16 protein-coding genes and 1 riboswitch are annotated in these 19,919 nt (G+C 62.5%); of the genes, 7 read left to right on the top strand and 9 right to left on the bottom strand.

Annotated elements, in window-relative coordinates; translation table 11 throughout:
- The first annotated feature begins 243 nt into the window (after positions 1-243).
- Positions 244-1,776, top strand: a complete 1,533-nt coding sequence (locus tag ACX80E_RS04420; RefSeq protein WP_459300700.1) for a UDP-N-acetylglucosamine 1-carboxyvinyltransferase — start codon at positions 244-246, stop codon at positions 1,774-1,776.
- A gap of 185 nt (positions 1,777-1,961) precedes the next feature.
- On the opposite strand, the gene ACX80E_RS04415 is transcribed toward ACX80E_RS04420, so the two are convergent.
- The 3 genes from ACX80E_RS04415 to ACX80E_RS04405 form a co-directional block, all read right to left on the bottom strand.
- Positions 1,962-3,173: an O-succinylhomoserine sulfhydrylase gene (locus ACX80E_RS04415; RefSeq protein WP_459300699.1), complete on the bottom strand. Its 1,212-nt coding sequence runs from the start codon at positions 3,171-3,173 to the stop codon at positions 1,962-1,964.
- A gap of 68 nt (positions 3,174-3,241) precedes the next feature.
- A complete protein-coding gene (locus ACX80E_RS04410; protein WP_459300698.1) occupies positions 3,242-3,637 on the bottom strand; it encodes a rhodanese-like domain-containing protein in 396 nt (131 codons plus the stop codon).
- Positions 3,634-3,894 carry a DUF1737 domain-containing protein gene (locus tag ACX80E_RS04405; protein WP_459300697.1) on the bottom strand — a complete coding sequence of 87 codons (261 nt, stop codon included), beginning with the start codon at positions 3,892-3,894 and terminating at the stop codon, positions 3,634-3,636. Before ACX80E_RS04405 ends, ACX80E_RS04410 begins: the two co-directional genes overlap by 4 nt.
- Positions 3,895-3,982: 88 nt before the next feature.
- Positions 3,983-4,104: riboswitch (SAM riboswitch) on the bottom strand.
- A 113-nt stretch (positions 4,105-4,217) separates the two neighbouring features.
- Between ACX80E_RS04405 and ACX80E_RS04400 the strand changes: the two genes are divergently transcribed.
- Positions 4,218-4,865 carry a Pr6Pr family membrane protein gene (locus tag ACX80E_RS04400; protein ID WP_459300696.1) on the top strand — a complete coding sequence of 216 codons (648 nt, stop codon included), beginning with the start codon at positions 4,218-4,220 and terminating at the stop codon, positions 4,863-4,865.
- Positions 4,866-4,877: 12 nt separating this feature from the next.
- On the opposite strand, the gene ACX80E_RS04395 is transcribed toward ACX80E_RS04400, so the two are convergent.
- Entirely contained in the window at positions 4,878-5,768 is an 891-nt protein-coding gene (locus tag ACX80E_RS04395) for an aminodeoxychorismate lyase (protein ID WP_459300695.1), read from the bottom strand.
- A gap of 10 nt (positions 5,769-5,778) precedes the next feature.
- Positions 5,779-6,390: a DUF308 domain-containing protein gene (locus ACX80E_RS04390; protein WP_459300694.1), complete on the bottom strand. Its 612-nt coding sequence runs from the start codon at positions 6,388-6,390 to the stop codon at positions 5,779-5,781.
- Between the two features lie 152 nt (positions 6,391-6,542).
- Here ACX80E_RS04390 and cls point away from each other — a divergent pair, with 152 nt between their 5' ends.
- Complete coding sequence (gene cls / locus ACX80E_RS04385) at positions 6,543-8,021, top strand: cardiolipin synthase (RefSeq protein ID WP_459300693.1); 1,479 nt, start codon at positions 6,543-6,545, stop codon at positions 8,019-8,021.
- Between the two features lie 70 nt (positions 8,022-8,091).
- On the opposite strand, the gene ACX80E_RS04380 is transcribed toward cls, so the two are convergent.
- From ACX80E_RS04380 to ACX80E_RS04370, 3 genes are all read right to left on the bottom strand, one after another.
- Positions 8,092-10,203 carry a chorismate-binding protein gene (locus ACX80E_RS04380; RefSeq protein ID WP_459300692.1) on the bottom strand — a complete coding sequence of 704 codons (2,112 nt, stop codon included), beginning with the start codon at positions 10,201-10,203 and terminating at the stop codon, positions 8,092-8,094.
- A gap of 123 nt (positions 10,204-10,326) precedes the next feature.
- A complete protein-coding gene (locus ACX80E_RS04375; RefSeq protein WP_459300691.1) occupies positions 10,327-10,947 on the bottom strand; it encodes a LysE family transporter in 621 nt (206 codons plus the stop codon).
- A gap of 82 nt (positions 10,948-11,029) precedes the next feature.
- Positions 11,030-11,854, bottom strand: a complete 825-nt coding sequence (locus ACX80E_RS04370) for a methyltransferase domain-containing protein (protein WP_459300690.1) — start codon at positions 11,852-11,854, stop codon at positions 11,030-11,032.
- A 361-nt stretch (positions 11,855-12,215) separates the two neighbouring features.
- Between ACX80E_RS04370 and dnaK the strand changes: the two genes are divergently transcribed.
- From dnaK to ACX80E_RS04350, 4 genes are all read left to right on the top strand, one after another.
- Entirely contained in the window at positions 12,216-14,084 is a 1,869-nt protein-coding gene (dnaK, locus tag ACX80E_RS04365) for a molecular chaperone DnaK (RefSeq protein WP_459300689.1), read from the top strand.
- A gap of 2 nt (positions 14,085-14,086) precedes the next feature.
- Positions 14,087-14,650: a nucleotide exchange factor GrpE gene (locus tag ACX80E_RS04360; protein ID WP_459300688.1), complete on the top strand. Its 564-nt coding sequence runs from the start codon at positions 14,087-14,089 to the stop codon at positions 14,648-14,650.
- A gap of 165 nt (positions 14,651-14,815) precedes the next feature.
- Positions 14,816-15,805, top strand: a complete 990-nt coding sequence (locus tag ACX80E_RS04355) for a DnaJ C-terminal domain-containing protein (RefSeq protein ID WP_459300687.1) — start codon at positions 14,816-14,818, stop codon at positions 15,803-15,805.
- Between the two features lie 36 nt (positions 15,806-15,841).
- Entirely contained in the window at positions 15,842-16,282 is a 441-nt protein-coding gene (locus ACX80E_RS04350; protein ID WP_459300686.1) for a heat shock protein transcriptional repressor HspR, read from the top strand.
- A 93-nt stretch (positions 16,283-16,375) separates the two neighbouring features.
- Here the strand turns inward: ACX80E_RS04350 and ACX80E_RS04345 are convergent, their stop codons facing one another.
- Positions 16,376-19,795 (bottom strand): DEAD/DEAH box helicase, encoded by a 3,420-nt coding sequence (locus ACX80E_RS04345; protein WP_459300738.1) that lies wholly within the window; start codon positions 19,793-19,795, stop codon positions 16,376-16,378.
- Positions 19,796-19,919: the final 124 nt, after the last annotated feature.

Raw genomic sequence — 19,919 nt, 5'->3', positions numbered from 1 at the left:
CTCGCCACGGATCGAGGTGGTGCCGCCTCAACCGTGTGAGGCAAGCCTCTCGCCGGGCGTTGCGGCGTGGGTTGGCACGCCCTGCCGGGGCCGGGGTACCGTAGAGTGTGACCCGGGCCCTGAGGCGGCACAACGCCCACGCCTATCGCATGTAACGGTTAAAGTTGCCCGTTTTTGAGCGCAAATCGCCCGGTGGGTCACAAATGTCGAGAAGAATATGCATCCTGTGATATAAAAGTTGTTATGACTCAAATGGCTGCAGAAACTGTTGGCGTACTGGTTCGCGATGCGCGCACCGAAAAAGGCTGGACCCAGGGTGAATTGGCATCCCAATTGGGGACCAGTCAAAGCGCCGTAGCCAGGATGGAACAAGGCAAACAAAATCTGAGCTTAAGGATGATCCAGCGGATGGAATCACTGTTGGAAGCCAACCTGGTGAGCGTCGGAGCTACCACCAAGAACGCCGTCACACACTTGCGGGTGCACGGAGAGCGCGAACTTTCCGGCAGTGTGCAGGTCAACTCCAGCAAGAACGCCGGTGTTGCCCTGCTCTGCGCCAGCCTGCTGAACCGCGGCACCACCACGTTGCGCCGACTGGCCCGCATCGAAGAGGTCAACCGCATTGTTGAGCTACTGACCTCCATTGGTGTCCAGTGCACCTGGCTCGAAGACAACGACCTTCAAATTCGCAGGCCCTGTGTGCTGGATCTTGCCTCCATGGACATCGCAGCAGCCAAGCGGACCCGCAGCGTCATCATGTTGCTGGGCCCGCTCCTTGACGAGCAGGAAAGCTACCGGATCCCCTACGCCGGTGGCTGCGACCTGGGCACCCGCACCGTGGAACCGCACATGCAGGCGCTGCGCGAATTTGGCCTGACGGTCAACGCCCACGACGGTTTCTATCAGGTCCACGCCCCTGCGAGCGATGCCGAGGACCGCACCTTTGTGCTGACGGAACGTGGTGACACCGTCACCGAAAACGCCATCATGGCCGCCGCACACCGCGAAGGCACCACAATTATTCGCAACGCCAGCCCCAACTACATGGTGCAAGACCTTTGCTTCTACCTGCAGGGCCTGGGTGTCACGGTGGAAGGTGTTGGCTCAACAACACTGACCATCAGGGGCAAGTCCCGCATTGACATGGACATCGAGTACGCGCCGTCCGAGGACCCCATCGAGGCCATGAGCCTGATTACGGCCGGCATCGTCACCAAGTCTGAAGTCACCGTGACACGCGTGCCCATTGAGTTCATGGAAATTGAGCTCAAGGTGTTGGAGCAAATGGGCTTTAAGTACCGCAAGTCCGCCGAGTACGTGGCCCGCAACGGGAAAACCCGCCTCGTGGACATCACCACGCTGCCGTCCGAGCTGAAGGCGGCGCCGGACAAGATCCACCCCATGCCTTTCCCGGGCTTGAACATTGATAACTTGCCGTTCTTCGCGGTCATCGCCTCCTGCGCCGAAGGCACAACGCTCATCCACGACTGGGTGTACGAGGGCCGGGCCATTTACCTGACGGAACTGAACCGCCTCGGCGCCGGTGTTCGCTTGCTGGATCCGCACCGGATCGACATCACCGGCCCCACGGCGTGGCGAGCAGCTGAAATTGGTTGCCCCCCGGCGCTGCGCCCGGCCGCCTGCATCCTGCTGGCCATGCTGGCAGCCAAGGGCACCTCAGAACTGCGCAACATTTACGTGATCGAGCGCGGCTACGAGGACCTGGCCGAACGCCTGAACACCATTGGCGCGGAGATCGAGTACTTCCAGGACTAGAAATTCGGGGGCTGGCGCGGCGACAGTTTTCTTAACGTACGACGGCGGCATCCGAGGCCGGCAAGTGGATGGCGGTTTTCCCGCCGACGCGCAGGCGCTGATGGTTCTCCCCGTCAGCGAGCCGCCGGCCACCGTCATGTCCGGACCCGACGAGGCTAGCTTCTCCGCGTGGGCGCGCAAGCTCGCTAAATAGCGGACAACGCCTGCGCCAGGTCAGCCTTCAAATCCGCCACGTCCTCCAAGCCCACCGACAAGCGCAGGAAGCCGTCGGTGAGGCCAATCGCTGCACGCGCCTCCGGGCCCATGGCGCGGTGGGTTGTTGTGGCCGGGTGGGTGATCAAGGACTTTGCGTCGCCCAAATTGTTGGAGATGTCAATGATTTGCAAGGCATTGAGCAGGGCAAACGCCGCATCCTTGGTGGTGCCGACGGCAGGTTGTGCCAATTCGAACGTCAGCACCGTGCCACCGGCCTTCATCTGCTTCTTGGCCAGCTCGTATTGCGGGTGTGAGGGCAGGTGCGGGTACAGCACGCGGCTGACCTGCGGCTGGGACTGCAGGAACTCGCCCAACGCCAGGGCGCTGGTGCATGAATGGCTCACCCGCAGGTTCATGGTTTCCAGGCCCTTGGTCAGCACCCAGGCGTTGAAGGACGACAACGCAGGACCCGTGTGGCGCATCAAGTTCTTCACGGGACCGTCGATGAACTCCTTGCTGCCCAGGATGGCGCCACCAAGCACACGCCCCTGACCGTCAATGTGTTTGGTACCTGAATACACGATGATGTCCGCACCAAAGTCGCCGCAGCGCTGCAGCAGCGGAGTGGCAAACACGTTGTCCGCAACCACCTGTGCCCCCGCAGCATGCGCCAGATCGCACACAGCCTGCACGTCAATGATTTCCTGCATGGGGTTCGACGGCGATTCAAAGAACACGGCAGTGGTGGGCACCGACAGGGCCTCGCGCCACTGCGCCAGATCCGGCCCATCCACGAACACCGTTTCCACACCCCACCGCGGCAACAACTCGTTCAGAATGACAAAGCAGGAGCCAAAGAGCGACCGTGAGGCAACCACCCTGTCCCCGGCCGCCAGCAACGCACCCAAGGCGGTGAAGACGGCTGACATGCCCGAAGCCGTGGCAAAGCAGGCCTCCTTGTCCTCGAGCAGGCGCAGGCGTTCCTGGAAGGTCGCCACGGACGGGTTGCCGTAGCGGGAGTACACAAACCTGTCCACCTCGCCGGTAAAAGCCTGCTCGGCGGCCTCTGCCGATTCGTACACAAACCCTGAGGTCAGGAACAAGGCTTCGGAGGTTTCGGAAAAATTGCTGCGGTCAAGCCCGCCGCGCACGGCTTGGGTGTCCTGCGCCCACGTGGCGGCGTGCTCGTTAAAGTTGCTCAAGTGTTTACCTTTTATTTCGCTGGTGTTGCGTCGGTGGCGTGACGTACTGCGGCGGCACGGCCTGTGTGCTACTGGCGCCAGGGCAGGCTGCGGTTCTTCCAACCGTTGATGACCCGTTCGCCGTGGCCGTCGGGTTCTCCTTCAAAGCCTTCCAGAACGTTGTAGGCGGTATACCCGGCCGCAGTGGCGGCGTTCGCTGCGGCAATGGAACGTGCGCCGGAGCGGCACAACACCACCAGCGGCTTCTCCGTCGGTACAGTCGCCAGCAGCTGCGCCAGGAAGTCGGGGTTGTTGTGTCCACTGGCCAGGTTCCACTGGATAAGGACTGGTTCAGTGTCCAGGGCAGAGGTGTCCGGGACGCCAATATGCGCCCATTCTCCCTCGGTGCGCACATCAACCAGCACGGCTCCGGCGGCCAGGTATTCCCAGGCTGTGGCCGGGGCCAGGTCTCCTGCGTAGCTCATGCGATCCCGTCGCCGTCGAACTCCAGCTCGGCATCAAGTTCATCCACGGCCGTGGCTACTGCGGCATCACTGACGGCAATGGCCTGCGGGAGGATCATGGCCTGGGCGCAAATAACGACGCCACCATTGGCCGTCACCGCCGGTCCGCCGTGCAGCACATAGCCTTCGGCGAGGGCCTCGGAAATGCGCTCACAAAAGGACCTGTTGTCGGGACCGGTGATGAGCCGGTAGGCCAGGGGGGATTCGTCCGCGGACATGTGTTCTCCTTATTGCAAGAAAGCTGAAATCTGCAAGCGGGAGCTGGAGGCGGTGCTTAACAGCGACGGCTGCCAGGACACGCAAAAACGTTCACGCTTACAAACCTGTTGCTTTTGTTAGCTGGGTTTGCCAAGTATTCACCTGAGGCACCCCGCCGGAAAGGGGGTTGCCGGCCAGCAGGTCAGGGCCTAACGCTGGCGCTCATTACTCTCTTGAAAAAGTAACACATCAGCCACCGGGCGGGACCGAAAACAGGCCAGTGTGGCCGAACATGACGGCGGTGTTGCACTCCTCTTGCCGTGGCAGGTGGCAGGATGTACGCATGACAGTGACCCGTATCTTTGCCACCACCCGATTCCTGTTCGGGGCAGTAACCCTGGTCGCCGTGGGAACTCAACTGGGTGTCCACATCAGCAACGGCTTCTCGGCACTGAACTTTTTCAGCTACTTCACCAATCTGGGCAACATCTTCGCCGCGGTGGTGCTGCTGGTGGAGTCGGTGCTGACATGGCGTGGCAAGGAGCTGGGGCCGTTGTGGCACGTTCTGCGCTGCGTTTCGGTGGTCGCCATGGCCTTGGTGGGCATCGTCTTCAGCGCACTATTGCGGGAGGTGGATCTTGGCTCGTTGTTGCCATGGGTCAACACCTGGCTGCACTATGTGATGCCAGTTGTTGTGGTGGCAGACTGGCTCATTCAGTCCCCGCGCAAACCGATCCCACTGCGCAGCCTCTGGATTGCCGTCTTGTTTCCGCTGGCGTATTTGGCGTATTCGCTGCTCCGCGGTGCTATCACCGGCTGGTACGCCTACCCGTTCCTGAACCCCAGCAACGGCGGATACGGTGCAGTGGCCATCACCTGCGTGCTGATAGCCGTCGCGTTCGTAACAGCAAGTGTTGTGTTAATTTTGCTGGCCAACAAGTTCCGCCCCTTGGTGCCGGTCCACGCAGCGGCGGACAGTGTGGCCGTCTAACTGAACAACCCGCTACAGCGTTGTTGCTAAGAGTGCGCTGAGTTCGGCACTGAGCTGGGTGCGGTTTTCTGCCGTACCAATCTCCGCACCGTCAATGGTGTTCACGGGGGCCAGCAGACGCAAGCTGGAGATCAGCCAGACAGCGTCGGCGTCCAACAGATCCGCCGGGGTGACGGGGCCGTAGCCCAGTTCCCAGCCAGCCTCCTTGGCCGCAGCAAAGAGCGCGCCCTGGGTGGTTCCGGGCAAAATTCCTGTGTCCAGATGCGGGGTGATGAGCCGTTTCACGGGAACTCCCGAGTCATCGGAGAGGTGTGCCAGCAAGACCGAGGAGGTGGCTCCCTCCAACACCAACTGGTCACCGCTGATGAAGATCACATCATCGGCGCCCTGTGCGCGGGCGTGGCGCAGGGCGGCCATGTTCACCGCGTAGGAAAGTGTTTTGGCACCCATCAGCAGCCACGGCGCCCGGACGGCGATGTCGCTGTCGTAACCGCGCTCCAACAAGATGACTGACAGGCCTGCTGCCCGCTGCTCGGCCAGCGCCGGTGAGACAGCCGAAACTTGCACCCAGGCCGTCGGGGTGTTGGCGCCCTCGGGGCCGCGGGTGGCAATCAGCTTCACCACAGCCTGGGGTGAGGCGTCGGCGTGAGCCGTGAGCGCCGTCGTAATGGCTGCCAGCCAGGCCGCCGCGGCGGGAATCGCCAGATCCATGGCGCGCGCCGAACCGGCCAGCCGGTCAAGGTGGGCCTGGACTTTGCGCGGGACACCGTTGATGGCGAGCAGGGACTCAAAAATCCCGTCCCCCCGCGTCACGCCTTGATCCGTAGCCAAAATGGTGGGGGATGAGGCGTCGGCCAATCGGCCAGCGGGGTGAACGGGATCCAGAAACACCAAAACTGTCATGCTCTAGAGCTTAGCTGCCCGCCAGGATCGCCTTGCCAAAGGTGAACGCCCTGACCAGGCCAACAATGCCAAGGATGATCAGCATGATGGCGCTGATGAGCAGCAGCCACTGCGCCGTCCAGACGGGAACAACCAGCACCACAAGGCCCGCAACAAGGCTGATCACACCAAAGATGATGGCCCACAGCCGGGTGGAGCCCTTGCCGGCTTCGGCGATGGCCACAATGCCTTCGATGATCCACCCGATGCCCATGAAGATGACAGTGAAGATCAGCAGCGCTTCGCCGCTTGCCGCGGAGTTGCGCAGGATAATAACGCCGGCCACCAGGACCAGGAGGCCCAGGACCACATCCAGGACGCGCAACCCTGTGGAGAGGCCGTGGCTGAAAATACCCAACGCCACCTTCACACCACCGGCGATGAGGAAGTTGATGCCAAGGAAGATGGCCACCACGGCCAGGGTTTTAGTGGGCCAGAACAACAGGACGATACCCAAAGCCAGGGCCACGGCGCCACTGATGGCGAAAGCCACGCTCAAACCCTTGACGGCCTGTCGGGTGAGTTTGAGCGGATCGAGGGCAAAAATGTCGACTGTCACGTCGGGTTGGCCGGTGTTGCTCATGGTTGAGCCTCTATCTGCAAAGGAGAATGGAAAATCACGCTCAGCATAACCGCAGCACGTTACGCCGCGAGCTAAGAACAACCGTGCCGCAAACTACCGTTAGGCTATTGTCACTCGCGTTAGGGAGTAGCTGGCGATATTAGGGGGCCTGCATGATCTGGACGGCGTTCAATCTGCCAACAGCCAGCGCCTGGTTTTCCCTGCTCATTTTGGTGGTGGATCTGGCCATCCGCGTTGTGGTGCTCGGTGTTATTCCCGGCAACCGGCGCCCCACGACAGCCATGGCGTGGCTGCTGTGCATCTTCTTCCTGCCCTATGTTGGTTTGATCCTGTTCCTCATGTTCGGTAACTTTCGGCTCTCACGACGCCGGCGGGAGACCCAGGACGCCGTGAACCTGCGCATTGTCGAAGGTACGGCGGAGATTGCTGCCCAGGTCCCGGACTATCACGGCCCAGCGTGGGTGAAATCCGCCATGGAGCTGAACCGAAACTTAGGCTACTTCCCGGCGTTGGGCGCCAACTCCGTTCAACTGATTGAGGGCTATCAGGAGTCGTTGGATGCCATGGCCGATGAAGTCAGCCGCGCCACGGACTACGTCAACGCGGAGTTTTACATCATGAGCTCCGATGACTGCACCGACAGGCTCTTTCGGGAGCTTGAGGCGGCAGCCGATCGTGGTGTGCGCGTCCGCGTGCTCTTTGACCACATTGGTTCCGTGCGGGTGCCTGGCTACCGGGGGATGATCAAACGGCTAAAGGCCAGCCAGATTCAGTGGCGGCGCATGCTGCCGCTCCTGCCGGTCAAGGGCCAGTGGCGCAGGCCGGATCTGCGCAACCACCGCAAAATCCTCGTGGTGGATGGGCGCGTGGGTTTCACCGGCTCCCAAAACATTATTGAGCCGTCCTACCGCAAGAAGAAAAACCACAAGGTGGGGCGCCAATGGGTGGAGCTCATGTCCCGGCTGGAGGGCCCCATAGTTGGTACCTTGAACGTCATGTTTGCTACGGACTGGTCGTCCGAGACCGAAGAGAATCTCGAGGCGGAACTGGCCAGCTACCACTGGGATTCCTTTGCCGGCGGTTCACTGTGCCAGGTGGTGCCCAGCGGTCCGGGGTTTGTCACCGAGAACAACTTGCGTCTGTTTAACACCCTGCTGTACTCGGCGGAGGAGTGCATCACCATCTCCAGCCCGTACTTTGTGCCCGACGATTCGCTGCTTTACGCCATCACCACAGCCGCCCAGCGCGGGGTGGTGGTTGAACTGTTCGTCTCAGAACAGGGCGACCAATTCCTGGTCCACCACGCGCAACGTTCCTACTACGAGGCGCTGCTCAGGGCCGGGGTGCGGATTTACCTCTACCCCAAACCGCTGGTGCTGCACGCCAAGCACTTCACCGTGGACTCCGACGTTGCCGTGATTGGCTCGTCCAACATGGACATGCGCAGCTTCTCGCTGAACCTGGAAGTCACCGTCATGATGATTGACCGTGACGTGGTCCAACAAATGCACGCAGTGGAGGACCACTACAGGGCCATCTCGCGTGAGTTGAAATTGGCGGAATGGGTCAACCGGCCCATACTGGCACGCTATGTGGACAACGTGGCGCGCCTGACAGCCACGCTGCAATAACGCGTCGGCCGCGAGCGGCCTTTGGCGTCTCCTTTACGTCGCCTACAAAAATGCCAGTTCTCCGCTTTGATCAGAGCGGGAAGTCGGCGCCTAGCGTGGACAGGACACCGAAGGCCTTGGCCTGGATCTCCTGCCATTCGGCCTCGTCATCGGAGTCTGCCGTGATGGCGCCGCCGACCCCCAACGAAAGGTGCGTGCCGCCGTCGTGCGTGTCGGTCAGGACCAGCGTGCGGATCACCACGGAGAGGTCCATGGCGGCATTGAGGGAGAAGTAGCCCAACGCGCCGGAGTAAATGCCACGCGGCCCGGACTCGAGGGTGTCGAGAATGGCCATGGTGCTAATCTTTGGCGCACCCGTCATGGACCCCGCCGGGAACGCTGCGGCGACGGCTTGCGCCCGCGAACTGCCCGGAGCCAGCTGCGCCTCAATGGTGCTGACCATCTGGTGCACGGTGGTGTAACTTTCAATGGCGCACAGCCGCGGGACCGTTAGGGTGTGCGGCAGGGCAAACCGGGAGAGGTCGTTGCGCAGCAGGTCCACGATCATCACATTCTCCGCCCTGTCCTTGAGCGAGGCGGCTAAATCCGTCTTCAGCCCGGCGTCCACAACAGGGTCTAGGTCGCGGCGCCGCGTGCCCTTGATCGGTTCGGCGCGCATCAGCCCGGAGGCGTCAATGCGCAGGAAACGTTCCGGGGATGTGCTGCAAACACTGAGCGAATCCAACCGCATGAACGCAGCAAACGGGGCGGGACTGCGCGTGCGCAGGGCTGTGTAGGAAGCCCAGGCGTCCACCTTTGCCGGTGTGCGTGCTTCCAGTTGCGTGGTCAGGCAAACCTCGTAGGAATTGCCGTCGTGAATTTGCGTCTGGGCCGCGGCGATCATGTCCTTGTACCGGAGCTCGCCGTCCCGCGCCACAAAGTGGGGTGGGGTTCCGCCGAGCCTTGGTGCCACGTGTGCGCCAGCTTGCTGCTCGCCCGCTCGTTGGGCGGCGGGAGTTGTGGATTGCACGGCGTTGCGAACCAGCGCCAGGTAGTTGGCGGCTTCCGCGGTGGAGGCCAGATGGTGGGCGCCCGTCAGGGTTAGCACGTACAGACAGTTTTCTTGGTGGTCCAGCACCACCGCGCGGCCGGCAAAAAACAAGGCGGCCGCGGGCAGGGCCGTGGCATCGCCGGCCCGCGGCGCCGTGGCCGTCCCGCCTGTTTCGGCCTTGAGCTCGTACCCCAAATAGCCCAGCCAGCCGAGCGTGAAATCGCCGGGGTAGTGCTGGGGCGCTCTAACTGCCTTGCGTCCCCAGACGGAATCCAGCCAGCGGAAAAACGGGCCGCGAATACGTGTCGTGACCTGGCCGCAGGCAACTGTTGTCATGTCGTGGTCGTAGCGGGCCAGCTGACCAAAGCAGCCGGAGTCATCAGCCATGATGGAAAACCGCGCCCTGCCGGCAGGCATGGCGGTGGTGTCGCTGGTTTCGGCGATGGAGCTGTCGAGCCAGATAGCGTTTTCGGAGTCCCCGTACAGGGCCTGAAAAAATTGCGCACCGGGTGGCAGCGCGTCGATGCGCACGGCCGAAAACTCCAAGCCCCGGCGGCGGGCAAGCTCAGGGCTCAGCACATGTTCCAGGGCGGGCAACTGGGTGAGCGCGTCCAGAACGAATTCCGGGGCGCCGGCCACGCCGTGGGTGCCGTCCACCACCACGTCAGCTCCCGCGATGCTTCCGGCGTCGCTGCGCAACAGTTCCTCCTGCGCGGCCCAACTGTCCCAAAAGGGTGCGTACGTCTCGCCGTCACGGGCCAGGGCGCGCTCCTTGCGAGCCTGGCTGGGCGCATCCACCCAAATCACTGCATCCAAGAACTGTGCGGCACGGCCATGAGATGACCCCACCCCCTCCACGAGCACCACCTGGGCGGCATCGGTGGTGCGGGCGGCGCCGTCGTTCTTGGCCTCCCAATCCCACGCCGTCCAGGAGGCGGGCGAGCCCTGGCTCAGGGGGGCCAGGACCTGGTCAATGTAGCGCTCAACCCCGCCAGCCAAACCATCCCAGCCGGGGTAGATGTCCTCCAAATGGAACAGCGACACCGTGCGATGGCGGCGCAGCAGTGCCGCCAATTCCACGGCAATAGTCGTCTTTCCGGCGCCCGATCGGCCGTCGACGGCGATGATGACCGGGCGTTGCGAACTCGTCACGCGTATACCCCGGCAGTGTGGGTGATGATCCGGGAGGAAATGGTCATTGGATAAGTCTATCGATGCCGGGGCTCAACCCCGGGCCGATGGCGTGCGCAGCGTGCCCGCTGGGGCAGCAGCCGGCTAGACAAGTGCCAGCAGGATGCCCACGGCAATGAACAGCACGCCAAAACTCCTGTTGAGGATCAGCTGACCGCGCTCACTGGCCGTCAGGTGCTTGAGCTGTTTGGCGCCGGCGGCGAAAACAAACCACATGACAACAATGTCGATAACCACCACAGTCGCCGTCAAGACCGCATACTGCGCCAGCAATGGCTCGTTGGGCCGGATGAACTGCGGCATGAACGCCAGGAAAAACACGATGGCCTTGGGGTTGAGCAGGTTCACCCACAGCCCGCGCCGGAACATGGAGAACCCGGATTCAACCGCGGCGGGGGAGTCGCCGCCGTCGGACGTGTCAGCCTTGGCCAACAGCTTGCGGATACCCAGATAGACCAGGTAGGCGGCGCCCACATAGCGGATCATCATGAACAGCACGGGTGAGCTGGAGACTATGATGCCCACACCCGCCGCCACGATGACAACATGGATGACCAGTGCCAGCTGCTGGCCCAGGATGCCCCAAAATGAGCGGCGGAAGCCGGAGGTCAGCGCATTGGACATGGTGTTGATGGCGCCTGCGCCGGGGGTCAGGCTGATCATGGCACCGGCGCCGGCGAGGGCAAGCCACAAAGAAAATTCCACTAGGCAAGCTTACGGGGCACGCACGTTTATGCGCACTTGGGGGCGTTGGGGTGCCTGCGCGCGGGCCGCTAACAAAAACGTCTCAGACCAAGGCGATGATTTCCCCGTTGGGCATCACAAACCAGCCGTCCTCCCTGGCGCCCCAGGCCCGCCAGCCCGCCGAGATCCGCTCTAGGGTGGCGGTGGTGGCGAAACCGTACGCCACCACCTGCTCGGCGAAGGCTGAACCCACCACCCTGTCCGCCCAGATGCCGGCAAGCCAGGCGCGCTGCTCGGCTGTTGCGTACAGCCAGTTGGCGCTCGACGGCGTCACCTCGGTGAAGCCGGCAGCTTTCGCCCAGTGCAGCAGGCGCCGGCCCGCATCGGGTTCGGCTTGATTGTGCCGGGCCACCTGCTGGTAGAGGGCCATCCACTCATCGAGTTCGGGCAGCTGCGGGTACCAGGACATGCCGTGGAAGTCCGCGTCGCGCGCAGCCACAATGCCGCCGGGTTTTGTCACCCGGCGCATTTCTACCAGTGCCTCCACCGGATCGCTCAGGTGTTGGAGGACCTGGTGGGCATGCGTCACGTCAAAGGTGTTGTCCGGGAAGTCAAGGTTGTAAACATCCCCCGTGTCAAAGCTGAGATTGGGCAGGTGCTGGGACCTGGCCAGTGCGGTCGCGGCGGCCACCACCTCCGGCGCCCTATCAAGACCAAGAACCTGCCCCGGGGCCACCAAACGGGCAAGGTCGGCAGTGATGGTGCCCGGGCCTGAGCCCACATCCAGCACGCGCAGGCCATGGCTAAGGTGCGGTATTAGGTACGCCGCGGAGTTTTCGACTGTTCGTGACGCATGTGATCGCAGCACGCTCTCGTGGTGCCCGTGCGTGTACACATCGCCTTGGTCCATGCCAGATTGCTCACTCATACAAGGGAGCGTACGCCCGCGACGACGCGGCGGCCAGAGCGGCCCACGATCCGGTCACGGAGCAGAGGGGGTGTGATGTGCGCCCGGACGCTCGTCGCGCGGCGGACGGGGCATTCCACGGTGCCCCCTGGTCCCCCAACGTAGCCCGGCGGCGGTGACCGAACACACAAGACCCGGCCATCCGGCGTCGTACTGTTCGCCGAAAGTGAAAGTTGAGTCGACTGCGCTCAACTTTATTTGACATCCAAACGAGCTTGAGTAAAGTTGAGTGCAGAACGCTCAATACCGCTGGTTGGGCGAACCCGCAGCTACCCTAGCCGCGGACTTGTTGAGGCAGCGGTTCATGAAAGGAACCACACTTATGTCACGTGCTGTAGGTATTGACCTCGGAACCACCAACTCTGTTGTATCCGTCCTGGAAGGTGGCGAGCCCACAGTCATCGCCAACGCTGAAGGCGGCCGCACCACCCCCTCAGTTGTTGCCTTCTCCAAGAGCGGCGAAGTTCTGGTGGGCGAAATCGCCAAGCGCCAGGCCGTCAATAACATTGACCGCACCATCGCCTCCGTCAAGCGCCACATGGGCACCGACTGGACCGTCGCGATCGACGACAAGAAGTACACGGCGCAGGAAATCTCCGCCCGCATCCTGATGAAGCTGAAGAACGACGCCGAATCCTACTTGGGCGAGAAGGTCACCGACGCTGTCATCACCGTCCCGGCCTACTTCAACGACGCCGAGCGTCAGGCCACGAAGGAAGCCGGCGAAATCGCTGGTTTGAACGTGCTGCGTATTGTCAACGAGCCCACGGCCGCCGCGTTGGCGTACGGTCTGGAAAAAGGTAAGGAAGACGAGCTCATTCTGGTCTTCGACCTCGGTGGCGGAACATTTGACGTCTCCCTGCTCGAAGTGGGCAAGGACGAAGACAACTTCTCCACCATTCAGGTTCGCTCCACCGCCGGTGACAACCGCCTCGGTGGCGACGACTGGGACCAGCGCGTCGTTGACTACCTGCTGAACCAGCTCAAGATCAAGGGAATCGACCTGTCCAAGGACAAGATCGCCCTGCAGCGTCTGAAGGAAGCAGCCGAGCAGGCCAAGAAGGAACTCTCCTCGGCCTCCAGCACCAGTGTTTCCCTCCAGTACCTCTCCGTCACCCCCGACGGCCCGGTTCACTTGGACGAGCAGCTGACCCGCGCCAAGTTCCAGGAACTCACCGTGGACCTGCTGGACCGCACCAAGAAGCCGTTCAATGACGTCATCAAGGAAGCCGGCATCAAGGTTTCGGACATCGACCACATCGTTCTTGTCGGTGGCTCAACCCGCATGCCCGCCGTCTCCGAACTGGTCAAGTTGCTCGCCGGCGGTCAGGAGCCCAACAAGGGCGTCAACCCGGATGAGGTGGTGGCCGTTGGTGCCGCACTGCAGGCTGGCGTGCTGAAGGGCGAGCGCAAGGACGTTCTGCTCATCGACGTCACCCCGCTGTCCTTGGGTATTGAAACCAAGGGTGGTGTCATGACGCACCTGATCGAGCGCAACACGGCCATCCCGACGAAGCGTTCGGAAACGTTCACCACAGCCGATGACAACCAGCCGTCGGTGGCCATTCAGGTCTTCCAGGGCGAGCGTCAGTTCACCCGCGACAACAAGCCGCTGGGCACGTTCGAGCTGACGGGCATTGCCCCGGCTCCTCGCGGCGTCCCGCAGGTTGAGGTCACCTTCGACATCGACGCCAACGGCATTGTGCACGTATCCGCCAAGGACAAGGGCACAGGTGTTGAGCAGTCCATGACCATCACCGGTGGTTCCTCGCTCTCCAAGGAAGACATCGAGCGCATGGTTCGTGACGCCGAGGAGCACGCCACCGAGGACAAGGCCCGCCGCGAGGCAGCAGATCTGCGCAACAGCGCCGAGCAGCTGCACTACTCGGTGGACAAGGTTCTGGCCGACAACGACGACAAGCTGCCCGAGGACGTCAAGACAGAGGTCAAGGCTGATGTCACCGAGCTCAAGACGGCCCTGGCCGGCGACGACGACGATGCAGTGAAGACTGCGTTTGAGAAGCTGCAGGCTTCACAGTCCAAGTTGGGCGAGGCCATCTACGCTGCCTCCGCCGCTGAGGGTGCCCCGGCCGACGCCGGAGCTTCCGAGGGTGCTGCACCGGAAGGTGCCGCCGACGAGGACATTGTTGACGCCGAGGTCATCGACGAAGACGCAGACGAGAAGAAGTAACCATGGCTGACTCAGTAAACCCCGAAGAGGTCCCGGAGGACGGGATCCCGGAAGGCGCAGCTCCCGACGGCGACGCACTGTCCCAGGCCGAAGAGATCCTCAACGGTGTTGAGGTTCCGGCCGAGGACGCTGTGGCCCAGGGTGCCGAGCCCGACGACGCTGCCGAGTTGAAGAACGATCTTCTTCGCCTGCAGGCCGAGTACGTCAACTACCGCAAGCGCGTCGAGCGTGACCGGGCAGTTGCCGGACAGATGGCTGTCATCGGTGTCCTGAACTCGCTGCTTCCGGTCCTTGATGGCATTGAAGCCGGGCGTGCCCACGGCGACATCGTCGATGGCCCGTTCGCCGCGATTGCCAACAAGCTGGAAACCGCTTTGGCAACGTACGGTTTGGAAAAGATTGACGCCACTGGCGTTGCCTTTGACCCCAGCGTTCATGAGGCGCTCATTCAGCAGCCTTCTGCCGACGTTGAAATTGACACTGTCAGCCAGGTGCTGCGCAGCGGTTACAAGTCCGGCGAGCGTATCCTGCGCGCCGCCCAGGTGATTGTGGCAGTACCGGAGTAGTCCCTAGTTCCTCCCTAGCCTCGTACCTCGGCTAGGGGCCCTCGGAACCATGGGCCCACCACGCCCTCCCGGCCTAAATTCGCTGGCGCGAATTTAGGCCGGGGCCCTCGGGCGCGTGGGCCCAACCACAGCACCACCCCACAAACTTTTTGGAAAGGAGGCGTCTTGGCAAGTCAGGACTGGGCAGAAAAGGACTTCTACAAAATTCTCGGTGTGGCCAAAGATGCATCGGATGCCGACATCAAGAAGGCATACCGGAAGTTGGCCCGTAAGTACCATCCGGACACCAACTCCGGTGACCCTGCCGCGGAGAAGACTTTCAAGGACGTCTCCGAAGCATATTCGGTGCTCTCCAGCAAGGAAGATCGCGAACAGTACGACGCCATCCGGGCCATGGGCGGCGGCGCCCGCTTCAGCGCAGGCGGTGCCGGCCAAGGTGGCGGCAACGCAGGCTTTGAAGACGTATTCGGCGACCTTTTTGGTGGCGGACGCGGCGCCCGCGCACCCCGCGGCGGCTCGCAAGGATTCAACGGCCAGGGACTCCCGCCGGAATTTGCTGACCTCTTTGGCGGCGGTGGCGGCGGTTTTGGCGGTTACCAGCCGCCACCCACCAAGGGTGCGGACCGTACGGCGTCGACCTCCATCTCCTTTGGCGGCTCCATCAACGGCACCAAGATTGCCTTGCGCGAACCCAACGGCGAGGTGGTTGAGGTGCGCATTCCTGCCGGGATCAAAGACGGCCAGAAGGTCCGGGTCAAGGGCAAGGGCCAGCCAGGCGCTGCCGGAGCCGGGGACTTGATGGTTACCGTCAACGTCAAGGCGCACGATTTCTTTGTCCGCGATGGCAACAACATCCGCGTCCACGTCCCCGTGACATTCCCCGAAGCGGCCTTGGGCGCAGACATCAGCGTCCCCACGCTGGCCGGGGACACTGTCAGGGTTCGGGTGCCGGCCGGGACCCCGTCTGGGCGCACCTTGCGCGTCAAGGGTGCTGGTGTGAAAACGTCCAAGGGCGACGGCGACCTGCTCGTCACCATTGACGTTGCCGTGCCGCAGAAACTCAGCAAGGAAGCCGAAGAGGCCGTCCGTGCCTTCGCGGCGGCCACCGCCGACGGCGACCCCCGGGCCGCGTTGAAGGACAAGGCCAAACTGTAACCCCTGGCCCGACCCGCTGCTCGGAAGGAGATCACAGTGACTGTTGACCCGTATGCGCCCATCTTTGTGATCTCCGTTGCCGCGGAGTTGGCCGAGATGCATCCGCAAACGCTGCGCCAGTACGACCGTTTGGGGATCGTCATGCCAACCCGCGCCCCCGGCCGGGCCCGGCGGTATTCACAGCATGATGTGGACATGCTCCGGGAGGTGCAAAGGCTCTCCCATGCCGGGGTGTCCCTGGAGGGCATCCGGCGCATCATGCAGTTGGAGAACCAGGTGGAGTTGCTGCGGTCTCAGGTGCTCGAACTGGGCGAGCGACTGGAAGCCGCCACGGCGGCCATGCAGTCGAGTCCGCAGCGCTCCAGCAGCCGTGTTTTTGCTGCGGGACTGACGGGCGATGACATTGTGGCCCTGGCGCGTGGCCAGCGTCCGCGCCCGCGCAGCCAGGCCATGGTGGTCTGGCGTCCGCAGCGCTAGCCCCGGTTAATTCGAACTGACCCGCAGAAAACGCCGAAAATTCACGGTTTTACCGTGATTTTCGGCGTTTTCTGCGGGTCAGCTGTTTAAGGGCTAGTCGCGGAACAGGCCCGCAAGGTCGGTGGCCGTCAGCGCGCCGCTGGAGAGTGAATCCCCACTCATGACATCGGAGAACAGTTGGGACTTTTTCGCCTTGAGCGCCATGACCTTTTCCTCGATGGTGTCCTTGGCAACCAGACGGTACACCATAACGTTTTTCTTCTGGCCGATGCGGTGCGTACGGTCCACAGCCTGCGCCTCCGATGCGGGGTTCCACCACGGGTCCAGGATGAACACGTAGTCGGCCTCGGTAAGGTTCAAACCAAAGCCACCGGCCTTGAGGCTGATGAGGAACAACGGTGCAGTTCCGGTCTTGAATTCATCGACGACGGCGGCCCTGTTGCGGGTGCTGCCATCCAGATAGGTGAAGTCAATGCCCTCGGCGACGAGGCGGTCACGAACCTTGCCCAGGAAGCCGGTGAACTGGCTAAAGATCAAGGCCCGGTGGCCTTCCTTCACCACATCTTCAAGCTGTTCAAATAAGACATCGAGCTTGGATGAACGCACACCTGCATGGGATTCATCCACCAATGAGACGTCCAAACTGAGCTGACGCAGCAGCGTCAGAGACTGGAAGATGGTGAACCTGTTCTTGTTTACGTCCTCCAGCAAGCCCAGGATCTTGGCCCGTTCGCGCTGCAGATGTGTCTGGTAGATCTTCTGGTGCCGGGGGTTCAATTCCACTTCGAGTATTTGTTCCTGCTTGGCGGGCAGATCGGCAATGACTGCTTCCTTGGTGCGCCGCAGCATGAGCGGCTTGACCCGGGCACGGAGTTTAATCAGCAGCTCGGTGTCACTATTTTTTTCTATGGGCCGCTGGTAGAACTCGGCAAACCGCTTGGGGCTGGGGAAAAGACCCGGTGCCACAATGGACAGCAACGCCCACAGCTCCATGAGGTTGTTTTCCATCGGCGTACCCGTGACAGCCAACTTGAACGGTGCCTTGATCTTGCGGGCACATTGATACGCCTTGGACTGGTGGTTCTTGACGAACTGGGCCTCGTCCAGGATCAGTCCGGCAAACGGCTGCATTCCGTATTCGGCAAAGTCAATGCGGAACAACGCGTAGGAGGTGATGACAATGTCAGCACCGTAGAAGTAGTCCGCAGAGTTCAGGCCGCTCTTGGCGAACGTCTCGGAGACGGTGACAACCTTCAGCCCCGGGGCGAATTTCATGCTCTCACTGGCCCAGTTGCCCACCACTGAGGTGGGTGCCACCACCAGGAACGGTTTGCCGCCGGCCACGGCTCCCGGCACGGCGCCGGAATCGGGGTCAGCGGCGGCGGCAGTCTCGGCCTTGACCTGGCAGATCAAGGCCAGGGTCTGGACGGTCTTACCCAAACCCATGTCATCGGCGAGCACCCCGCCCAGACCGAAACTGTACAGGAAATGCAGCCAATTGAAACCGTCCAGCTGGTACGGGCGCAAGGTGGCGTTCAGGGTCGGTGGGGCCGGCAGCGCAACGGGTGGTCCGCCGTCGAGCAGCCCGGAAATCGCCTTGCTCCAGGCCTGCGCCTGCTCATCCACAATCCCCAACTGGGCCAGCTCATCCCACAAGCCAGCCTGGAAGCGGCTGATGCGCAGCTCGGCGTCCTTGTTGTCGTTGAGGCCGCGGGCCTCGTCGATGAGCGCCCGCAGCTGGTGAAGTTCCGGGCGGTCCAAGGAGAAGTAAGCGCCGCTGGGCAGCAGCATGCGGGTGTTCCCGGCGGCCAGGGCGGAGAAAATGGCGGCGAAGGACACGTACTGGCCCTCCAAGGTGATGACGATGCCCAAATCAAACCAGTCACGCTCATCGGTGGCCTGGGTGGAGATGGTGACAACCGGCGCCTCGGTGACCTCACGGTAGCTGGCAACGTCACCGGAGGTTTCCACGGTGACCCCGGGCAGGGCGGAGAGTCCGGGCGCCACCACTTCGGTGAAGGTGAGGGTGTCAAGGTCCGTCAACTGCGCGGACGCCGCCAAAACGGGGTCCCCCCACGCGTTGTTCGCCGCCACACCCATGGCGGTAATCTCTTCCCACGGCTGTCCAACACTGGCAATGAGCCTGGCCTCGGCCCCTGCATCACGAACGGCACCCTCGCCCAATTCCGGCCAGAGCGGCAAGGATGTGACGCGGCTGCCCACCGGGTAGTGCCATTCCCAATGCAAACGCACCGTGTGGTCGGTGCCGTACGCCGCCAGAAGCGACAACGTCGGTTCCACATACGCCGGCAATTCCACCGAGTGATCCGCGGAAACCACGGCAGCTGCCTGCTTGAGCTGAGGGTAGAACTGGGTGAGGAACTTTTCCTTCGCCAGCTCGGGGACGTGAACATGCTCCTTGCGCAGCGCAAAGTCCAGGAGCTGTGCGGAGGTGTCGGCCGGCAGGGGTGCCACCGTGATACTGCCGCGCACGACGCCGTTGCGCGCCAACGACGTGGTGCCAGAGCTGGGTGCCGGCTCGGCCTGGTCGCTGAGAAACAGCCCACTGACGGGCGTGCCAATCCGGCCCACGATCTCCTGCGCGACGGGCACGCCGTCCACCTCAATCCGCGGGCCAACGTCCAGGCCGCCGGTTTCGGGGCGGGTCACGTCAAGGGACAGTGCCGCCTCGTCCGTGCTGACGCGGACGGGATCGCCAGTGCCCGACTGGATCAAGGCCACGCCATTCTTGTGGGCACTGGCCAGTAGCTGCCACAGGTTCCGGCCGGCAAAGTCGTTTAATGCCAGCCAGGAGCTTGCATTGCCGTGGCTGTACTGGCGTGGGCTGTGCGAGGACAAGAACTCACTGAGCCACTCCAGCTGGGTTCTGTCGTGGACGCCGCCATACGCAAGATAGCCCAGGGTTGCCCAGCTGACGCCGGACTTGACCCATTTTCCGCGCGTGCCCATAACCACGGGGCGGACATTGAGGACAGCTTCGGCGGGGACTGTGCTGCCTCGGCCGCGGTAGGAAAACCGGGGCGGTGGCACATGCAGCTCAAATTGCAGGCCCAGGGCTGGTGTGTCGGGGCTGGGTGCTGCCGTGGTTGGCGGCAACAACGCCGACAACGCCGCTTCCCACGAATCGGGAGCCAGTTCCACTCCGCGGTCGGCGGGGGCGGGGGCTGCGGACTTGCCGACCTTGGCCTTTGCCAGCAACGTTTCAAGATAGGTGGGTTCGCGGGGGGCTTCCTCCGGAACAAAGAAGTCGGTGAATGCTTGCTCCGCCTCGGCGGCAGCAATCAACGCCACAACGTGCTTGCAGTTTTGGCGCACGGGGCAGTTGCAGATACCCACCCGGCAGGCGATCACGCCGTCGTGCTCGCGCACAAGTTTGGCTGTCGTCTTATACTTTTGGGCGCCAATCACTGTGCCAGAGAGCAAGCCTGTAGCTGGTTCCAAGGCGATGTCGGTGACACGGTCCTCATCAGCATACGCACGGCCAGCGGCAATGGAATTCTCGGTGAACTCGGCGATTCGCGTTAGTAAACGTGAACCGGCGGAGGAGTACGTCACGGAACTTTTCCACCTGTCGGTTGGGGATGATCCAAGGCCAAGGACCACATCTATCAATCCT

It is taken from the genome of Arthrobacter sp. TMN-49 (assembly GCF_054511095.1).
This window is presented reverse-complemented; position numbering and strand designations above follow the sequence as displayed.

Coding starts and splice junctions, on each gene's coding strand:
- cls (WP_459300693.1), top strand. CDS start 6,543: ATGATCTGGACGGCGTTCAATCTGCCAACAGCCAGCGCCTGGTTTTCC.
- ACX80E_RS04410 (WP_459300698.1), bottom strand. CDS start 3,637: ATGAGCTACGCAGGAGACCTGGCCCCGGCCACAGCCTGGGAATACCTG.
- ACX80E_RS04400 (WP_459300696.1), top strand. CDS start 4,218: ATGACAGTGACCCGTATCTTTGCCACCACCCGATTCCTGTTCGGGGCA.
- ACX80E_RS04420 (WP_459300700.1), top strand. CDS start 244: ATGACTCAAATGGCTGCAGAAACTGTTGGCGTACTGGTTCGCGATGCG.
- ACX80E_RS04360 (WP_459300688.1), top strand. CDS start 14,087: ATGGCTGACTCAGTAAACCCCGAAGAGGTCCCGGAGGACGGGATCCCG.
- ACX80E_RS04395 (WP_459300695.1), bottom strand. CDS start 5,768: ATGACAGTTTTGGTGTTTCTGGATCCCGTTCACCCCGCTGGCCGATTG.
- ACX80E_RS04405 (WP_459300697.1), bottom strand. CDS start 3,894: ATGTCCGCGGACGAATCCCCCCTGGCCTACCGGCTCATCACCGGTCCC.
- ACX80E_RS04390 (WP_459300694.1), bottom strand. CDS start 6,390: ATGAGCAACACCGGCCAACCCGACGTGACAGTCGACATTTTTGCCCTC.
- dnaK (WP_459300689.1), top strand. CDS start 12,216: ATGTCACGTGCTGTAGGTATTGACCTCGGAACCACCAACTCTGTTGTA.
- ACX80E_RS04370 (WP_459300690.1), bottom strand. CDS start 11,854: ATGAGTGAGCAATCTGGCATGGACCAAGGCGATGTGTACACGCACGGG.